The 16666-nt window shown below is 66.3% G+C and carries 17 protein-coding genes; 9 read left to right on the top strand and 8 right to left on the bottom strand.

All coding sequences use genetic code 11. The annotated features are described in order from the left end of the window. Window positions 1–310: 310 nt before the first annotated feature. Together VGK78_RS11555 and VGK78_RS11560 are read left to right on the top strand one after the other, a co-directional pair. Complete coding sequence (locus VGK78_RS11555; protein WP_331527850.1) at window positions 311–871, top strand: SRPBCC family protein; 561 nt, start codon at window positions 311–313, stop codon at window positions 869–871. A 720-nt stretch (window positions 872–1591) separates the two neighbouring features. Next, window positions 1592–2068 (top strand): DUF5994 family protein, encoded by a 477-nt coding sequence (locus VGK78_RS11560; protein ID WP_331527783.1) that lies wholly within the window; start codon window positions 1592–1594, stop codon window positions 2066–2068. Window positions 2069–2824: 756 nt separating this feature from the next. Here the strand turns inward: VGK78_RS11560 and VGK78_RS11565 are convergent. Continuing rightward, window positions 2825–3409: a hypothetical protein gene (locus tag VGK78_RS11565; protein WP_331527784.1), complete on the bottom strand. Its 585-nt coding sequence runs from the start codon at window positions 3407–3409 to the stop codon at window positions 2825–2827. A 138-nt stretch (window positions 3410–3547) separates the two neighbouring features. Between VGK78_RS11565 and VGK78_RS11570 the strand changes: the two genes are divergently transcribed. Then, window positions 3548–3841 (top strand): hypothetical protein, encoded by a 294-nt coding sequence (locus VGK78_RS11570; RefSeq protein ID WP_331527785.1) that lies wholly within the window; start codon window positions 3548–3550, stop codon window positions 3839–3841. Window positions 3842–4244: 403 nt separating this feature from the next. Here the strand turns inward: VGK78_RS11570 and VGK78_RS11575 are convergent, their stop codons facing one another. Further along, window positions 4245–5750 carry a hypothetical protein gene (locus VGK78_RS11575; RefSeq protein ID WP_331527786.1) on the bottom strand — a complete coding sequence of 502 codons (1506 nt, stop codon included), beginning with the start codon at window positions 5748–5750 and terminating at the stop codon, window positions 4245–4247. A gap of 200 nt (window positions 5751–5950) precedes the next feature. Here VGK78_RS11575 and VGK78_RS11580 point away from each other — a divergent pair, with 200 nt between their 5' ends. The 4 genes from VGK78_RS11580 to VGK78_RS11595 all read left to right on the top strand — a co-directional run bounded on the left by VGK78_RS11580 (window position 5951) and on the right by VGK78_RS11595 (window position 10312). Beyond that, a complete protein-coding gene (locus tag VGK78_RS11580; protein WP_331527787.1) occupies window positions 5951–6430 on the top strand; it encodes a DUF5994 family protein in 480 nt (159 codons plus the stop codon). 230 nt (window positions 6431–6660) lie between these two features. Beyond that, window positions 6661–7254 (top strand): VC0807 family protein, encoded by a 594-nt coding sequence (locus VGK78_RS11585; RefSeq protein ID WP_331527788.1) that lies wholly within the window; start codon window positions 6661–6663, stop codon window positions 7252–7254. Window positions 7255–8015: 761 nt separating this feature from the next. Then, window positions 8016–9098 (top strand): fatty acid desaturase family protein, encoded by a 1083-nt coding sequence (locus VGK78_RS11590; protein WP_331527789.1) that lies wholly within the window; start codon window positions 8016–8018, stop codon window positions 9096–9098. 524 nt (window positions 9099–9622) lie between these two features. Continuing rightward, complete coding sequence (locus VGK78_RS11595) at window positions 9623–10312, top strand: hypothetical protein (RefSeq protein WP_331527790.1); 690 nt, start codon at window positions 9623–9625, stop codon at window positions 10310–10312. 210 nt (window positions 10313–10522) lie between these two features. On the opposite strand, the gene VGK78_RS11600 is transcribed toward VGK78_RS11595, so the two are convergent. The 6 genes from VGK78_RS11600 to VGK78_RS11625 form a co-directional block, all read right to left on the bottom strand. Then, window positions 10523–11245: a GAF and ANTAR domain-containing protein gene (locus VGK78_RS11600; protein ID WP_331527791.1), complete on the bottom strand. Its 723-nt coding sequence runs from the start codon at window positions 11243–11245 to the stop codon at window positions 10523–10525. 45 nt (window positions 11246–11290) lie between these two features. Then, window positions 11291–11992 carry a GAF and ANTAR domain-containing protein gene (locus VGK78_RS11605; RefSeq protein ID WP_331527792.1) on the bottom strand — a complete coding sequence of 234 codons (702 nt, stop codon included), beginning with the start codon at window positions 11990–11992 and terminating at the stop codon, window positions 11291–11293. Between the two features lie 110 nt (window positions 11993–12102). Then, window positions 12103–12414 carry an ANTAR domain-containing protein gene (locus tag VGK78_RS11610; protein ID WP_331527793.1) on the bottom strand — a complete coding sequence of 104 codons (312 nt, stop codon included), beginning with the start codon at window positions 12412–12414 and terminating at the stop codon, window positions 12103–12105. A gap of 165 nt (window positions 12415–12579) precedes the next feature. Next, a complete protein-coding gene (locus tag VGK78_RS11615; RefSeq protein WP_331527794.1) occupies window positions 12580–13392 on the bottom strand; it encodes a helix-turn-helix transcriptional regulator in 813 nt (270 codons plus the stop codon). A 358-nt stretch (window positions 13393–13750) separates the two neighbouring features. Next, window positions 13751–14032: a hypothetical protein gene (locus VGK78_RS11620; protein WP_331527795.1), complete on the bottom strand. Its 282-nt coding sequence runs from the start codon at window positions 14030–14032 to the stop codon at window positions 13751–13753. Window positions 14033–14283: 251 nt separating this feature from the next. Then, window positions 14284–14598, bottom strand: coding sequence for a hypothetical protein (locus VGK78_RS11625; protein ID WP_331527796.1), 315 nt, complete (start codon window positions 14596–14598; stop codon window positions 14284–14286). Between the two features lie 154 nt (window positions 14599–14752). Here VGK78_RS11625 and VGK78_RS11630 point away from each other — a divergent pair, with 154 nt between their 5' ends. Both VGK78_RS11630 and VGK78_RS11635 read left to right on the top strand, forming a co-directional pair. Next, window positions 14753–15034, top strand: a complete 282-nt coding sequence (locus tag VGK78_RS11630) for a helix-turn-helix transcriptional regulator (RefSeq protein WP_331527797.1) — start codon at window positions 14753–14755, stop codon at window positions 15032–15034. A 177-nt stretch (window positions 15035–15211) separates the two neighbouring features. After that, window positions 15212–16255: a tyrosine-type recombinase/integrase gene (locus tag VGK78_RS11635; RefSeq protein WP_331527798.1), complete on the top strand. Its 1044-nt coding sequence runs from the start codon at window positions 15212–15214 to the stop codon at window positions 16253–16255. Window positions 16256–16666: the final 411 nt, after the last annotated feature.

A 16666-nucleotide genomic window follows, 5' to 3' on the forward strand; every position in this document is an offset into this window, starting at 1 on the left:
TCGAGCTCCTCAGCCGACGGAGCGTTCGCGCCGTCCTCGGGTTCAGGTGGACTCACACCCACCAGTGTCTCGGTCATGTCGACCCTCTCTGCCCGCTCAGCGGGCGATAGGGCCACTTACACCGTTAGAGCGACAGTCCCCCAGCAGGCGTCCAGGCGTCGCGACGCCGGCGCACGGTCAGCAGCATGACGCTGTGCCGCCCTGGCTGCGGCATCAGCGTGCCTCCGGACAGCCGCGTGTGTCACCGTTTGCTCACCCTGTGATCCACATGCATGGGCTGAGAGCGGGCGGAGGGGCTGTCGTGGCGCCGATGGTCAACAACTGGGGTGAGAACGGACCGAGGCCCACGCCTGACCCACGAGTGAGCGCGGTCGTACCGGCCATGGGTGTGAGCGTTCGGATGCCGATGGAGTGTCCACCCCAGGCGTTCTGGGACCTGATCACGAGTGTCGAGCGGATTGGTGAGTTCAGCCCGGAGTGTGTTGAGGCTTGGTGGGTGGACGGCTTCCCCGCGCAGGCTGTTGGCGGACGTTTCGAGGGGCGCAACCGCATCGAGGTCGAGGGCGTCGCCGACGAGTGGATACGGCCATGCGACGTGGTCGCCTACGACCCTCCGCGTCACTTCGCCTACACCGTCGGAGACCGTTTCGACGGGACGCCCGCGACGCGTTGGACCTTCCGGATCGCCCCGAGCGAGTTCGGCTGCATCGTGGAACAGCAGTTCGAGCACCTTCCGGAAGGGCTCAGCGGGCTTCGACTCCGGGCTGAGCAGGTCGAAGACGCTGAGGCGCTCATCGCCCGGCGGCGCACCATGTTGCGCGAAGGCATGACGCAGACCTTGGAACGCATCCGACGGGTTCTCGAGGCTTGAGCCCGACATTGGTCCGGAGAAGCCCGCCCTCGGTTGTGGGGGAGGGTGGTCGCCCGGAGCGAGAGAAGTCGCCCCTGACCTGCGCGAACAGTTCAGGACCGGATCGGTCGGGCTGACAGGATTTGAACCTGCGACCCCTTGTCCAGCGACGAGAGCCGCGACAGATCTGTCGTCGTTTGCGGAAACTAGCGCTGACATGCGCAAACACCCCGCGGCGTCGACTTGCCCTTTGCTTCACATTGACCGCAAGAGCGAGCTTTTCACCGAATACTTGGGGAATAAGTGCGGCACGCCCCGAGCTGCACACCAAATCAACGGGGCCAAATCCAACCAGATCTGCAGCCGAGGGTGGTACCACCCACCCCCGCGACTCCATAACCTGCCGCCCACAATTGCTCGCTAGACCGTCGTTGACCCGCGGCCCTGCGAGCCGGTGCTGGCCGTTCTTCTCCATTCGAGGAGGAGTCCTGGGAGACGACCGTGGTGGTCACCGTTGCCGACAACCGTCGCGTGCTCGGTGATCTTCGGCCGCCAGAGACCGCATGCTCGGTTCCCGCGGCCGTCATGATCCTGCCGCGAGGGCATCGACGAGGGACAGCTGACAAGGGCCTAGCGTTGCGCTCGGTTAGGGCTATCTCGGGCATCCGTTGTAGGTTCGGGAGTAACCGAACTGTCGCGCCAGCTCGTCGAGCTGCAGGACAGAAACGAAGGGTGGGCGTCATGGCGACGTCACCAAGCTCAGTCAACACCTCTGCCAACCGAGTGCCGCTGCGCATGCAGATGCTGGACTCTCCCTCCACCGGCCGCCTCGGCGGCGTCTGGTGGCCACAGTCGCGGGACCTCCAGGTGGAGGCCGCCGATCTGGTTGACCACTTCCCGGATCAGGTTGGCCACATCGACCGGTTGCTGTTCTCTCGGCCCGACTGGGACAACGCTGTTTTCGGCCACGGGGTGCGCCGGATCCACGCCCGGCGAGGGCCGGTCAAGGTCGGCTCGTTCCCCAGTGACGACACGGAGCTGATCATCCTTCTCCTCGCGACCGGCCGACGAGTAAGCCTCAAGGTGATCCCCAGTGCCACTGACCCCGTCGAGGCCGACCGGCAATTTCGGGTCCTAAGGGATGGCGAATTCTCGCGCGCCAAGGTCGAACCTGCCCAGGCTCGATCGCATACCGAGGGATCGCAAAGCTGGATGTAAGGAGCGCCGCGGTCATGGCTTACCTACTGCTGTACGGACCCGGATGGACCCAGCGATGGCAGATCGACAACCTTCAATCGGAGCTTGTCAGCGCCGCGATCAACCGAGTGGGCCATCACGAAACCGGGCACCTCCCGATTCTCGACCCAGGTTCGGGAGCGCCCACGACGTTGGTCGTCGCCTGGCAACACGTGGCAGCCGCTGTGGTGCTCGGCGCGGATCACACCGATCAGCCCGGTCAACCGATTGCCGGGTCAACCGGTCAATACCCCTAGACAGAAGACGCTCGAGACGCCCCGACTCCGGCCGCGACTCTGGGCCGCTCACTCGAACGCTCCTCGGGGCGCCACCTCGATCCTGACCAGGGCGCGCGAGAGTAGGGCTACCAGGCGAAACCTTGTCGGCGTCAGAGAATCTGCACTCCTCGTTGAGCAGCTCCTAGATCACCCCATCGATCAGCCTTGGCCGCTTCGAGCTGGTCAGGATCCTGACAGAGCAGCGTCGTGTGTTCGCCACCGACCAGACGGGCGCGTAGTGCGCTGGTTCCATCTCCAAAACCTCGCACCCAAACGCACTCCACAGGTGGACTGGAACGTAGTCGAGGCTTTCGAGTTTGCGCGCGAAGTGTTTGGGGTGCTCACGACACGCGCTGCCGCGATAGCGGGCGCCAACGGCCATCGTCTGCCTTTGGATGTTGGTGGTACGCCGATGGGGTGACTCACTGTGCGGCGCGCACCATGCTCGGTGGAAGCCCGGCTACTTCTCGCTGCCGTCCCAGATGGATCGGACGGCCGCATCGGCGTCTCGTTGCTTCGTGGCCTCGACGCTCGACTGGGCCGCCGCAAGGGTGGTGTGGGCCTCGGCCAGGTCGGACAACCATCGTTCGTGATACAGGTCGTGAGGATTGACGAGGTCTTGAGCACCATGCTGCCCGTCGCCTCGGATCGCGAAGCCATGGCGTTGGAGAACGTCCACGAGGGCGTCCATCCGTCGACCGTGCAAGTAGCTGAACAAGGCAGCATCGAGGTGGCGGGTGGCGGCCTCGCCGTACCGCACGGTCTGCTGGAGGGGCCAGGTGATCTGTGCCGTCGATATTTCCGCGGCTAGTTGGTTGGCTTTCTCCGCCAGCTCTGCTCGCATGGCTCTGATCCCGTCGCTCCCCAGCCGCCTGGTGACCTCCGGTTGCGATTCCGCAGCACCCTTGGCGGTGTCGTCGACGGCGCTTGGGACGCCGGCAGCAATTCGGTGGAGAAGTTCCCGCTCAAGCTGCTCGATCTTCGTCTGCGCGGCCGCGAGCGCTGCTCCAGCCCTCGACAGCGCGTCGGCCGCTTGATCACCCATGTCCTCGACCGTAATCCCACACCTCAACAAACCGTGTGCTCGCGGGCACCTCGTCAGCGACTCGACAGGCTAGACTGGCGTACTGCGGGCGCAGATCACCTATGCAGGTTCTGCCGCAGCAACCGAAGGTGGTGGCCCATGGCCACACAGACTCAAGTCTCTCAGACAATCGATTACCGCGGGCCGCCGATCCTCGTCGGCGCGCTTGCTCACCTGTTGCGTGAAGAGGGGCTCGACTTCGAGCGGCCACGAGATGACAGAACCAGCGTGGCCGAGGTGGTGGAGGCGACTCTGACTGTGACGTCCGGCGCCACGGTCCTTGATCAGAGTCTGGACGTCATGGTCGATACTGCGGTGGCGAGGTTCAGAAGGCGCTTCGGCGACTCTCCGGCATCGGTCTCCGTGGGAGGCAAACGTGGTACCCAGGCGTAGCCAGGCGGCGTCAGCAACTGGCCGTTAGGCCTGGTCAGGTCCTCCGCGGGACGCGGTCCCGCTCGAGGTTTCCGCTTCCCGTGCATGTTTGCGGGCCCGTTCGCTGGTTCAGCCACCTCCGATGCAGGCCCCGGGCCGCCGCCTGTGGTGTCTCCTGGATCGGGCGGTCGGCCGGGCGACGCGATTGTGTGATCGGCGCAGAGGACGACACCGGCTACTACTGGATTCCGGCCTCGACCGTGGCGCCCGAGGTGTCGCCCCTCGCTGAGGGCCTGAAACTGCCGGTCGGCCTCGTGCGGATCGGTGGCGCTGGCCGTCACCTCCGGACGTCTGATGCCAGTCGCTGGCCCGCGTGTGCGGTGATACCCCACCACTCAGCGGGGACGTCAGCGTCCTGTTTCGGTCAGGTGGGTGTGAGGCCTGTGCGGTCCAGGGTGTGAATTGCTCGGCTCAGGGCGCGGGCTTGGCGGTTGAGCAGTCGCATCGTGGGTCCGCGAGGTTCGGAGTACGGCGCGAGGCGAGCGCGGTCGCGCAAGATCTCGCTCTCGGCATGTGCGAGCGCGGCGTGGACCCGGGGGTCTGAGTCGAGACCCTCGCGGTGCCGGGCGAGTTCGGCGGCTACCAGACGGATCGCGGTCGGCTCGACGTCGTCGAGCCGATGCGGTGGCCGTGGCCGTCGTGGTCGCAGCCACAACCGGTCTGCCCAGGTCGGAGCGATCGCGACGGATGCCTGGGCGAGGACACGGTGGAGAACACGGGCGTAACCGCTGGGGAGCCCGATCCACACGACGAGGTCGTGCAGTGCCGCTTTGCGAGACGCCGCGCCGATCGCAGCGTCGTACGGCGCGACCGGGTTGGTCATCGCCACCCCGAGCAGCGGCATCAGCGCGGTCGACTTCGACAGGGTGCGCAACCGGGCCGGATCGGGAGGCTCGCCGGCGTCGGTGAGCCCAAAACGCTCGGTCAGCTCGCCGCGGACCGCCTGGAGAGCCCCACGGAAGCGTGGCTGCTGCGCGCTCGGCAGGTGCTCGGCCACGAAGTGGGCGTAGGCCAGCACCAGGTAGGCATGCAGCTCGGCGTCGTCGATCTCGGGCTCGGGCAGCGACGCCGGCACCGACAGCTGCCGGCCCAGGCTCCCGAACAACGCCCGACCCACGGCGCCGGCGACGAGAGCGGAGCCGAGATAGTTCTCCATGGGATGCCGACCGCCGGGCAGCACGATGTCCAGCACCCACGGGAACCGGTGGGAGATTCCACGCAGCCCGGTGACCGGGTCGGCGCCGCCCCACACGTTGAGCCACCAGGAAACCTGCGGCAACGGCTCCCGCAGCACCTCCAGACGATCACTGCCCGTGCGCACACCCAGGAGTCCCGCGGGTGAACCCACGGTGATCACACCGGACACCTCGATCCCCGCCGGCAGCCGGGTCAGCAGGTCAGCGGCTATGACAGAGCCAAGGCTGTGTGCCAGCAGCACGATCGGTCCGGTCTCCGGCAATGCAGCCAACACTCGATGCAGGGTGTTGGCACGCGTGGCCTCGTCCTCGAGATAGCGCCGGGCCTGCGGAATCACCTTCATCACCGCGGGGACCGTCTCGGCCACCAGCGGCATCCGCCACCCGGCCGTATGCACGCCGAGGGCGCGCTCGAGATCGGCCGTGGCCCGCTCCACCCGCCAACGCAGCTCGTCGCGCTCCCGGCCCGAAAGCCGAGGCGACGTCTGCGGCGGGAGGTCGTGGCGCTCGTCGCTGGGGTAGCGCAACGTGTTGGGGTACTTCGGCGCACAACACTCGACACCGTCGAAGAGACCCGGATAGCCGAGCTCGAGCAGCGCGGCGCTCATCAGGTCACGCCACGCATCATCGTGCTCGGCGCCGATGCCGTGGAGATAGATCAGCGTGGGTGTCATGGGACGCCCATCATGCGACAGACCGATGGCTCGCCGGTGGGCAGCCTGCGCAGTGGGTCCCGCGTGGCCGCTGCTCGAGGAATCTCTTCCCCACCGCATCGGGAGTAGAGTCGAGATCAGGACTGCGATTGTCGGATCACCGGAGGCCGGTTTGGCCACCTGGGTGCCAACAAAGGCAGCAACACGCGAGGCGGTGCGAGATGACCTCGCAAGCCCAAGCCCGACGACATGACCGACGATTCGCAGTCCGCGCCACGTTCGACAAGAACGAGCCGTACGCGGCCTGGTGGCCGCGCAACCGCACCCTGGCCGACCAGCTGGATGACCTCTTCTCCGCCTGGCCACCTCAAGCCGGACGGATCGTGCGGGTGCTGTACTCCCCTCCCGACTGGGACGACCGGCCTCGCTCGGTCGCAGTGGCCGGACGCCGGGTGAAGACCGGGTCCTTTCCCCGCGACGACACCCACCAGCTCCAGCTCACCCTCGGCGACGGCGTACGACGCGCCATCACCGTGATCCCGCCCGAGACCGCCGCTCAAGCCGCGCACGACATCCTGACCGCAGTCGAAGCCGACGGTTCCGTCGACACCTCCCGCACAGAACGGGCCGTATGGGACAACGAAGGCGGACACAGCGAGCGACTGATCTCGTCGGGCACGTCAACTCACGCAGTGGCGTAGCCCGGCCTGGAGGAGCGATGCGGCGTTTCCGGGACTGTCGACCTGGTCGGCACACCTGGGAACGCCGCGGATGCCCGACCTCCAGATGTCGACCCTTATCCACAATCCGGGGAACCAGGGAAAACTCGATCACCAGAAAGCCAGGCCGCATGACCCAACTCGCCACCTCTGGCGCCCGCGCGAGACCGATCGTGACGAGCACCGCCGGGTCACGCCCGCGACTCGGAGCCGTGATCCGACGGGTCGGTCTGGCCCTCCTGATCGCCTGCGCGATCCCGTTCGCGATCTTCTACACCACGCTCCAGGTGGCCGGGGTGTGGGTAGCGATCTTCGCTGCCCTCGGTTGGGCCTACGGCGCCATCGCTTGGCGCTGGCTGACCGGCCGCCGACCCTCCGGCCTGCTGATCCTCACCGCGACCGTGATGACCGGCCGCACCGTGATCGCGACGGCGGCCGACAGCACCTTCCTCTACTTCCTGCAACCTGTCATCACCGACGGCATCGTCGCGACGACGTTCCTGCTGTCGCTGGCCACCACCCGCCCCATAGTGGCGCGCCTCGCAGGTGACTTCTACCCGATGGACCACGAACTGTCCCTGCGACCGGCGATCCAGCGACTCTTCCGGCGCCTCACCGTGCTGTGGGCCGTCCTGGGTCTGGCCAAGGCAACGATCACGCTGTGGTTGCTGGAGACCCAGACCCTGCACACCTTCGTCCTGGTCAAAGGGATATCGGTCCTCACCCTGACCACCCTGACCATCGCCGCCACCATCGGCGCCGCCGCGGTCGTGGGCCGCAAAGAAGGCCTCTTGGCTTCTGCGTGACGGACTTCCGAAGGTCGCTGGCCGAACGAACGATCTGGAGACGGCAGAGCACACAACCCCGCATCTGTGTGGCACCGGCAAGGCCTCCCATCGACTGAGCGGCCTCATGGCTCCAATCAACATGCGCCGGATAGACGCGCGTGGTGTGCGTCGGGTGAGTTCGGCGATGCGCTGTACCGGGCACCCAGCCGTAGCCTGAAGGCTGTTGAAGGGGTGGCTCTGCAAGCCGCCCTGGCCGCGCACGAGGTTGCGGCTTGTCCGCAGGCAGAGAACGTCCGCGTCTCCTGATCTCGCCGCGAGAGCCCCGACCGCACGCCCGGGTCGGGGCCCTCGCGCAGCGAGTGCGGAACGTCAGCCGAGCGACAAGGCTGGCCCGACGGACGGCGACGCCGCAGCGCTGAGATTTGATCGGATGCTGCCGACTGCCAGGCGGTGGCTTTGTTGTTGCGTCGCCGTGTACCGGCGCCACCCCCCCAACCTCGCCGAACGCGAAGCACATGCACGCCCGAAAGTCACGCGTGTTGGCAGCGCGACGGAGGCGAGCCGGTGCCGAGAAAGCACTCCCGAAATCATCATCGTCGGCGACATCCCTCCGGATCCGAACCGCCTCCGTCACGGAGCAGCCGAGGGGAAATCAGGCTGATGCACGCACCACCCCAGCGGGGGGACGGTTCGCGCGCATTCTCAGGTAGGCTTTGCGCTGTTCAGTGCGTCGTCCCGGACCTCGACGGCTCTCCATCTTGTCGATGGCCGGAGGTCCAATGGCCACCACCACGCCGGCCGCTGGTGCGAGCCGCGCACAACGTCGGGCCGCCGCTGGCAGCTCGTACACGGATCTGGCGAAGGTGATCCGGGAGAGCGGTCTTCTCCGGCGTCGTTATGCCTGGTACTGGTGTCGGATCGGGCTCACCATCGCAGCGTTTGTGGCCGTCTGGGCTTGGGTCGCGTTTCTGGGGCACTCGTGGTTCCAGCTGCTCCCGGCGGTGGGCCTCGGGGTGCTGAGCGCGCAGTTCGGCTTCCTCGGGCACGACGCGGCCCACCGTCAGATGTTCGTCTCGGCAGAGTGGAACGACTGGACGTCACGGATCCTGTCGGCGGTGTTCGTGGGGCTCTGCCTGGGCTGGTGGAAGGGCAAGCACAACCGGCACCATGCGGCTCCCAACACCGAGGGCCGTGACCCAGACATCGCCGCGGGCGCCCTGGCCTTCACCCGCGACGCGGCGGCCGCCCGCAGACCGGGGCTCGGCACGTGGCTCCTGCGCCGCCAGGGCTGGCTGTTCTTCCCGATGCTCACCCTCGAGGGCCTGAACCTGCACTACGCCGGACTCCGGTACATCATCTCCGACCGGTCCGTTCCGCACCGCCGGGTCGAGATCGCACTCGTGGTGACCCGCATCGCGTCCTACGTCCTGGTCCTGGCCTTCCTGCTTCCTCCGGGCCTGGCGATCGCGTTCTTTGTCGTGCATATGGCCGTCTTCGGGCTCTGTCTTGGCGGCTCCTTCGCGCCCAGCCACAAGGGGATGCCGATCGTCCCCAAGGACGTCAAGATCGACTTCCTGCGCCGTCAGGTGATGATGTCGCGCAACGTCCGCGGGGGTGTCCTGGTTGACCTGGCCATGGGCGGCCTGAACTATCAGATCGAGCATCACCTGTTCCCAAGCATGCCCCGACCAAACCTGCGCCTGGCCCAGCCGGCCATACGCGCCTATTGCGCCGAGCAAGGGATTGTTTACACCGAGGCCGGGCTGTTCGAGTCCTACGGGATCGTCATCGATTACCTCAACCATGTCGGGCTGCGGGCTACGGGGCCGTTTGAGTGCCCGCTGAGAACGGGGCTGCGGTAACCGCAGAGGAGCCGGACATCCGCGGAACGGGGGGTGGCAGGGAAATCTCCTCAGAAAAAACTCTGCGCGCTTGGGACTCCCTGAAGTATGCCCCGATCTCCGTGGAGTCGAGTCGCTGAATTCTCATGCCCCGTGGATGACTCGATCATTGCCCCCATTAGTCGGGCTGAGCCTTCCTGCGGCGCTGTGTCCGCGGTTGTGCATGGATCTCGATCGCGTTGGCCACCTCGACACCGGTGCTTCAGTGACGTCCGATTGAGGAGTTCGCCTTGCATGCCTCCGGTGGCCGCAAGCCTCGTTGGCGCAGGCGATCTGCCGGCGTCTTGGAGTTTCCGGTCCGTGGGCAGACAGGGTCTGCTGCTGCACGACTTGCCGGTTTTCGGCTGCAGTGGCTTGGCGGGGCGGCAAAGGAGATGCCTGCGGAGTGTGCCGTCGTTGATCTGGACGAAGTCGACCCCTCGAGAGTGAGTCGTCCCGGGGCAGCCTCCATGAAACCAGGGCTCTCATGCCTGACGATGGTGTTGATGTCCGCGCCCGAGAGATCCACGCCCGGCGAACCCCGGTTTCCTGCAGCGGTTGCCGTGGTGGTCGCGATCGCGCTCTATGCAGCCTTGCCTGCGCAACTGCTGCTTGGGCCCCGATATGTGGTCCCCGGCCTCGAGGTGTTGCTGTTCGTGCCGCTTGTCGCGGTCAACCCGAGGAGGATGACCCGGGAGAACAAGTGGTTACGACGCCTATCTTTGGCGCTGGTCATGGTGATCGCGGCCGCCAACGCCATCGCCCTCGGTCTTCTCGTCGGGGAGCTCGTGTCGGGGGCTGCCAGCCAAGGCAAGGCGCTGCTGCTCGCTGCCGGTCAGGTGTGGTCGACCAACATCGTCATCTTCGCTTTGGCCTTCTGGGAGCTGGACCGGGGTGGGCCGGTCCGGCGAACCGAAGGTCGCGACCAGGACCTACCCGTGGCCGACTTTCGGTTTCCTCAGGATGAGGACCACGACGCAGTCGTCGAAGTAGCGGCCCGGTCGTCCATGAGGTCGGGGTGGACGCCCGGGTTCATCGACTACTTGTACGTGTCGGTCACGAACTCGTCGGCCTTCAGTCCCACCGACACCATGCCGCTGTCGCATCGGGCCAAGCTGTTGATGGGCGCCGAATCGGTCTCAGCGATCGTCCTGTCGGTACTCGTCATCTCGCGCGGCGTAAGCCTCCTGAATTGACAGCCACCTCTCGACCCGTGCGGTTCGCGGGGCCGAGATGTGCCCGGTGATCCGCATGGAGCCGTGAGGGTCTCGGTCACGCCTGATGGCTGCTTGGACGGTGGGCGTGAACGTCGCTCAAGGCGGAGGTCACGGTGGTGCGGCGCTGATCCGGGGACGTTGACCTCTGGGCTGTCGAAGAAACCCAACCTCGGGCATCCTCTCAGTTCGTCATGACCCCATGAGGTCTTGGACGCTGGCCGGGGTGGAGATCACCTGGTTGGCGACGTCGGTCAGACGCAGACGGTGGCTGCGGCAGTAGGCCCGCAGCATCTCGAAGGCTTGGTCAGGGGTGATGACGTTGGCTTGGGCGACCATACCCTTGGCTTGTTCGATGATGATGCGGGTGTTGAGGGCGCCCTGCAGCTGGTCGGTGAGGTCGTGACCATGTTGGATGGCGCGTTGCTGGAGGAGCCCGATGGTGGCTATATCGGCGAGTGCTTGGACGATTCGGATGTCGGTGGCGTCCATGCGTCCAGCCTCGTTGCTGAACAAGTTGAGTGCACCCAGCGACTGATTGCGGAGCCGGAGTGGGAAGGCATGGACCGAGCGGTAGCCGGCGGCCACGGCGCGGGGTGCGAAGGTGGGCCACCGGTCGCTGGCCTGGGTGAGGTCGGCGTTGATTACAGGTGTGCCTTGGGTGTAGCAGTCCTGGCAGGGACCTTCGCGAGCCTGAACCTGGAACAGTTCGAGCATCTCGGAGCGTTCGTCCGAGGCGGCCATCAGCTGGAGTCGGCCTCGATGGTCCGCCAGGAGCAGACCGGCGGCACGTGCCTCGAAGAGGTCGGAGGTGTGGGTGGCGAGCCTTTGGAGGAACTCGATGAGATCGAACTCATCGACGAGAGTGTCGGCGACCTCGACGAACACTTCGGCCAGCCGGTCAGTGGCGATCACGTTGTCCAACTTCTTTCATCTGTGCCTGGTGGCGGGCGGGCGCGTTCATGTGTCCGTCTGAAGGAGGAGTTTACCGACGATGATGTCGTCGGCGACGTCACTCAAAGCGCGGTCCTGAGCGTAGGCGTAGGCCCGGATCCTGATCATGGCCTCATCGAGTGGGATTCCCAGCTGGATGGCCAGCATGCCCTGGGCTTGGTATAGCTCGAACCTGTTGTCCAGAGCGTCGTCCAGGGCTGGCGGGCCGTCACTCTGGTTCGAACGTTGTTGCGCATTCAACAGCCCTGTCATGGCCACGTCAGCCAGCGTCAGCGCCTGGACGATGGTCTCGGCCGACGGGCTCCCGGGCTGGTCGCGGTAGACGTCCAATGCACCGAGACGCGCTGCGCCGATCTGGAGCGGGAACGAGAACGCAGCCTGGACACCGTGTTCTTGGGCAGCCGGCGCGTAGCCGGGCCACCGGACCCGGGCGGCGACGCTCAGGTCCGGGGCGAACACAGGTCTACCGGTGCTGAACGCGTCGATGCAAGGCCCCTCCCCTAGGGTGAACTGGAGGTCCTCCACGGTTGCGCTCTTGGCATCCGAGGCGGCCACCGTGGCCGGCTCACCACCTCGCGACATCACACTGATGCCGACCCCGGCGGCCGGGAGCGTTCTCGATGCCACACGGCACAACCGCTGCAGCCAACCCACCACGTCGGGCTTGTCCGCGGGATCGACCGCCTCAGCCTCGATCAGGGCCCACATGCTCTGGAAGGCTGCATCAGAGGTGGTCACGGCGTCCTCGACCCAACCCCGGGGTGCGGCAATGCAAGGCCACCGCTCTCAGGTGTCCATCGTGTGGCTGGATCCGGCGGTCAAGACATCGGCACGGGTGGGATCGAGCGGGCCGGATTCCGCGGGTAGCCATTTCTATGGCCTTCCTTGGTGCCGAGTTTCACCAAGGCGACGGCCAGCACCCGAAGCTCCACCCCGTGGGTGATTGACCACCGCAGCAAGAGGTGGAGTGCCTTGTCGGCCGGGAGGCCGTACCGCATCATCAGCATGCCTCGGGCCTGCTCGATCGGGGCCCGCGCCTCCATCGCACCACGCAGCTGCGCCACTTCACGGCGCGACAACATCAGTTCATGGGCGAAGTCATCAACTACGTCGGCGGTCGCTGACAGCAAGACGTTCAGGCTGTCTTCTCGTACGCTCAAAACGGTCAACCCCTACTTGGCGCGTGAAAGGTCGCTGTCGTCGGGGTCCGGGACGGCCTTGGCTGCCAACCTAGCCCCAGAAGCCCCGTTTCAGCCATAGAGGGCATGCACTCGTCTTCGTCGCGTTCGGCACAGTCAATGCGTTCCGCCCACCGCGGCCGTCCCAAGGTTCGGTGGGCGCCTCCTGGACGCCCGCGCCTGGGACGCGCCAGCTCGATGGTTCTGCTGGGTTCCTGTGGACGCGGGCGCGGGGCTGGTCCCGGGATTAGGCGTCAGTCCGGTCCGTGGCGACCCCTCGGGCGGGAGGGCGTTGCCGAGGGATGTGGCCCGGTTCGGACCCCGGCTGAGAGCCAGCCCGTGAGCGACACCCCACAGCACTGCTTGGGATCGGGTTGTCACGCCGATCTTGCGGTAGCTGGACCGGATGTAGCTCTTGACGGTGTTGATCGTCAGGCACGCCTCTTCGGTGATCTCTCGGTTGCTCAGTCCGGCAGTGATCAAGATGAGGACGCCTTGTTCGCGTTCGGTGAGCTCGTTGAGACGTGACACGTTCTCGCGGGGCAGCTCGACGCGCGGCTCCCGGTCACCTCCCACGACCTCACCTAGGTATATGCGCTCTAGAGTTGCCACCAGCTCTGAGACGGCCAGGTTCATCGATAGCCACCCACGCAATCTTCCGTGCAAAGCGCGCTCGATCGTGGCCATCTGCGGTGACTCGACGACAGGGCCCCACTTGAGGAAGACGATCAGCTCCATTGCTTCGAGACGTCTCAGCAGCCGCGCCGGATCCAGCCTGGGGTCATCGTGGTAGGGATCGATGAGGTGGATCACAGCCTCGTCCCCAGCCACTGAGGCACCCAGAAGAATGATGCGGTCGGCGTAGGGAGCGAGCAGCCCGCGGAGACCGAAGTCGACCAGCTCGCCCATGCTCTCGAGCACGACCGGCACGGGCGCCCACGTCTCGGCCTCGGGCGTGGCAGCTAGACGCTCTCGTGCTGTTTGGGCCGCCTGTGGTTTGGTGGAGCGATTCGACACGTCGGTTCTCCTTGCCTGAGCTCGGGCATTCGACACGCTCGAACTCGACAGCGGTGAGCCGATCGAGGAGACCCTGGCTGACGGCGGGAGTTGGGCGCGCCACCGAGGTCTGGGGTGGAGTCACAAAGTGTGGACCGAGACTCTACACCCGGAACCACCGCATGAGCTCACACTGCTATCGAGGGTTCGGGCCAGTCGTTGGGGTGCGGTGCCCAGGGTGCGTCGTAGGCCGCGGCGCAACCGGCTTACGTCTTCGGTGAGGAACGGGTCGTCAAGCCCGTGACTGCGGTGGACAAACGAGAGGGCCGACCAGGATGTGTCGATCACCGAGGCCGGCGCACCAGCGTTCCCAGCGGCGCCAGGTGTGGCCGTACACGGTGCGGGCGGACTCGGTGACGACCACGGCCGTCGCGTCGACGATCCGGCCGCGGTCGGTCGCGGTGAGGCCGGCGAACAGATCGGCGAACAGATCGGCGAACAGATCGGCGATCCGGTCTGCGGTCAGGGTGTCGGCGGGCGTGCGTGTGGGTGAGGTGGCGCCGGCGGCGACCACTTTCGCCCTGGGATCGACCAGCCGCGCGAGGCCGCCGCTCGTGGGCGGTAAAGGCCGGTTTCTGCCCGTTCGATCAAATCTCAAATGTCGTTCAGGCCGGGAGATCCATGGTCTCCGAGCCTGAATTTGGTAGCGGGGGCGGGATTTGAACCCGCGACCTCTGGCTAAAGGATCAAGCCACAGCAAAACCGATCGCACCAGGACAACCGAGATCCGCTCGACCGCAAAGGTGTCCGTCGCGGCCCGGCCAGTCAGCCGCCGAGCGCCTTCCTGCGTACCGCAGCGAGATCCCGCTCGAGGCGGTCGAGAGCACTCTCGACGTCGTCGGCAGGCGCGAGCGACTGGAGCAACAACTGACGCGCAACGGTCGAGACGGGCAATCCTCTGCCTTGCGCCAGGGCCACAAGCTCTGCGAGCTCGTCGTCGTTGAGACGGACCTGCAGCGTCCTCGCGCGCGAGTGCCCTCTCGTGACCTGCACGTCCGTGCGCTTCGGCGAGTTCGGGTCAGCTTCGGCTGCCTCCGCGGCGGCGCCCTCATCCGCGAGGAGTTCGTCCAGCTCGTTCATCGCAGCGCTCCTTCCGCGCACAGCGTATTACATTGCAGTACAGGTGCCCGCACAGGGCGCCTCCGTCCGGACTTGTCCACAGGCAGCACGGTTCGTTGTGCACACCTCCAGTCATGAGGGCAAACCTGTCCTCGTGACCACGAAGGAGCACATGATGAACACGACGATCGACACCAGCGTGGACGGCGGCATCCTCACCATCGACCAGGCGGCGACTTACCTCTCGATCCCGAAGGCGACGCTGTACACCTGGCGTACCCGCCGGGCCGGCTTCGGTCCGCGCGCGGTCAAGCTCGGCGGCTGCCTGCGCTACCGGCGCTCGGATCTGGACGCCTGGGTCGCGGAGCACCTCGAGAGCTTCGATGATGTCCCGGACATCCCCGCGCAGCGGCAGAGCGACGGCGTCTCGCTGTCGCGTGCCAGCGGTCCTCGCTGAGTGGGTGACGACATGGGACGCGGACGCCCGCCGACCTCAGTAGGCACCTGGGGCACGATCCGGACGACACGGATCCGCGAAGGCGCCTACCGCTCGCGGACTCGGATCCGGGACAGGGACGGCGTGACGAGAGAGGTCACGGCCACAGGAACGACGATCGCGGCCTCAGAGCGTGCGTTGCGCGAGAAGCTGGTCGACCGGGCGACACCGACGCAACAGGCGATCACCGCCGACACGAGCGTCGCGAAGCTCTCTGCACTTTGGTTGGCCTACCTCCGCGAGGAAGGCCGCATCGAAGCCACGACGATCAACGAGTACGAGCGTGTCCTCACCAAGGTGATCGTCCCGGAGCTCGGTGGCCTCCGCCTTCGGGAGCTGACCACCAGCCGACTCGACCTCTTCCTGGTCCGCCTACGCGCGACGAGCACCAGCCGACAGCGCAAGACCAAGGTTGTGATGGGGGCGATGCTGGGCTTGGCTGTCCGCCACGACGCGCTCGCCGTCAACCCAGTGCAGCAGACTTCACGCATCCACCGGGTCAGGTCGGAAGCCCGCTCTCTGACGCTCGAGGATCTCAACACGGTTCGCGAGGCACTCCGAGCCTGGACGTCGAAGCAGCGACCAGGGCCAAAGGCGACCAGCGACATGGCCGACATCATCGACCTGATGCTCGCCACCGGAGCTCGCATCGGCGAGATTCTTGCACTGCGCTGGGTCGACGTCTCACTCTCAACCGATCGCCCGAACCTGACGATCAACGGGACCATCAAGACCGAGCCGGGCAAAGGTACCTACCGCAAGGCCACTCCCAAGTCGGACGCCAGTGTCAGGACAGTCGCTCTGCCCGACTTCGCGGTCGCTGTGCTCCAACGCCGGCGGAAGTCGAAAGGACAGAACCCCGTCGACGCGGTCTTTCCGACCCGGAACGGGACCTGGCAGCAGGTGAACAACGTCGAGCGCCGCTGGAGGCAGATCCGCCAGGACACGGGCCTGGACTGGGTCACGCCCCACACCTTCCGAAAGACCGTGGCGACCCTGATCTCAGAGCGGGTCGGCGCGGAGACCGCCTCCCAGCAGCTCGGCCACTCCTCCCCCGCCATCACCCGGGAGTTCTACATCTCCAAGCCGGCGATCGCGGCCGACGTGGCGCATGTTCTCGAGGAGTTGGCTGACCCGGACCCGGACCACGGACCGAATACTTCGGGATTAAGTGGTGAATAGCGCCTTCGGGTTCGAAACCAAGACCGGCTCTGATCCGCGTTTCCGCAGGTCATCCCTGTAGGAGCGGGGCCGGTCAAGGGGTGTTCTTGGGTGCCGCGACGTAGTTGCGGGCGCGCCGGAGAGGGTTCGGGGTCAAGGCTCGGGCGTAGCCCGACCGCGGAGCGGCCGGAGGGCCTTGACGGCGATCCCGTTCGGCGCATGCTGTTCGTTTGTCGCGGTGTTCGGTGTTGGTGCGTGTTTGCATCAGGTCGGTCCGTGGCCGGTGGGAGCAGGCGGCTGCCGCTCGGTCATCCCTTCGCAACGCCCCGTGAGTCGCGGTTGTGGCGGCCAGGGGGTCGCGTGATGGGGTACGCGCCAACTGTGGTTCGGCCGGTCGGGGTCAATCAGAAGACGGACGACCTCGCCGTGGTG

Origin of the sequence: Nocardioides sp. (assembly GCF_036503465.1) — a bacterium.
In the GTDB taxonomy this organism is placed as follows: Bacteria; Actinomycetota; Actinomycetes; order Propionibacteriales; family Nocardioidaceae; genus Nocardioides.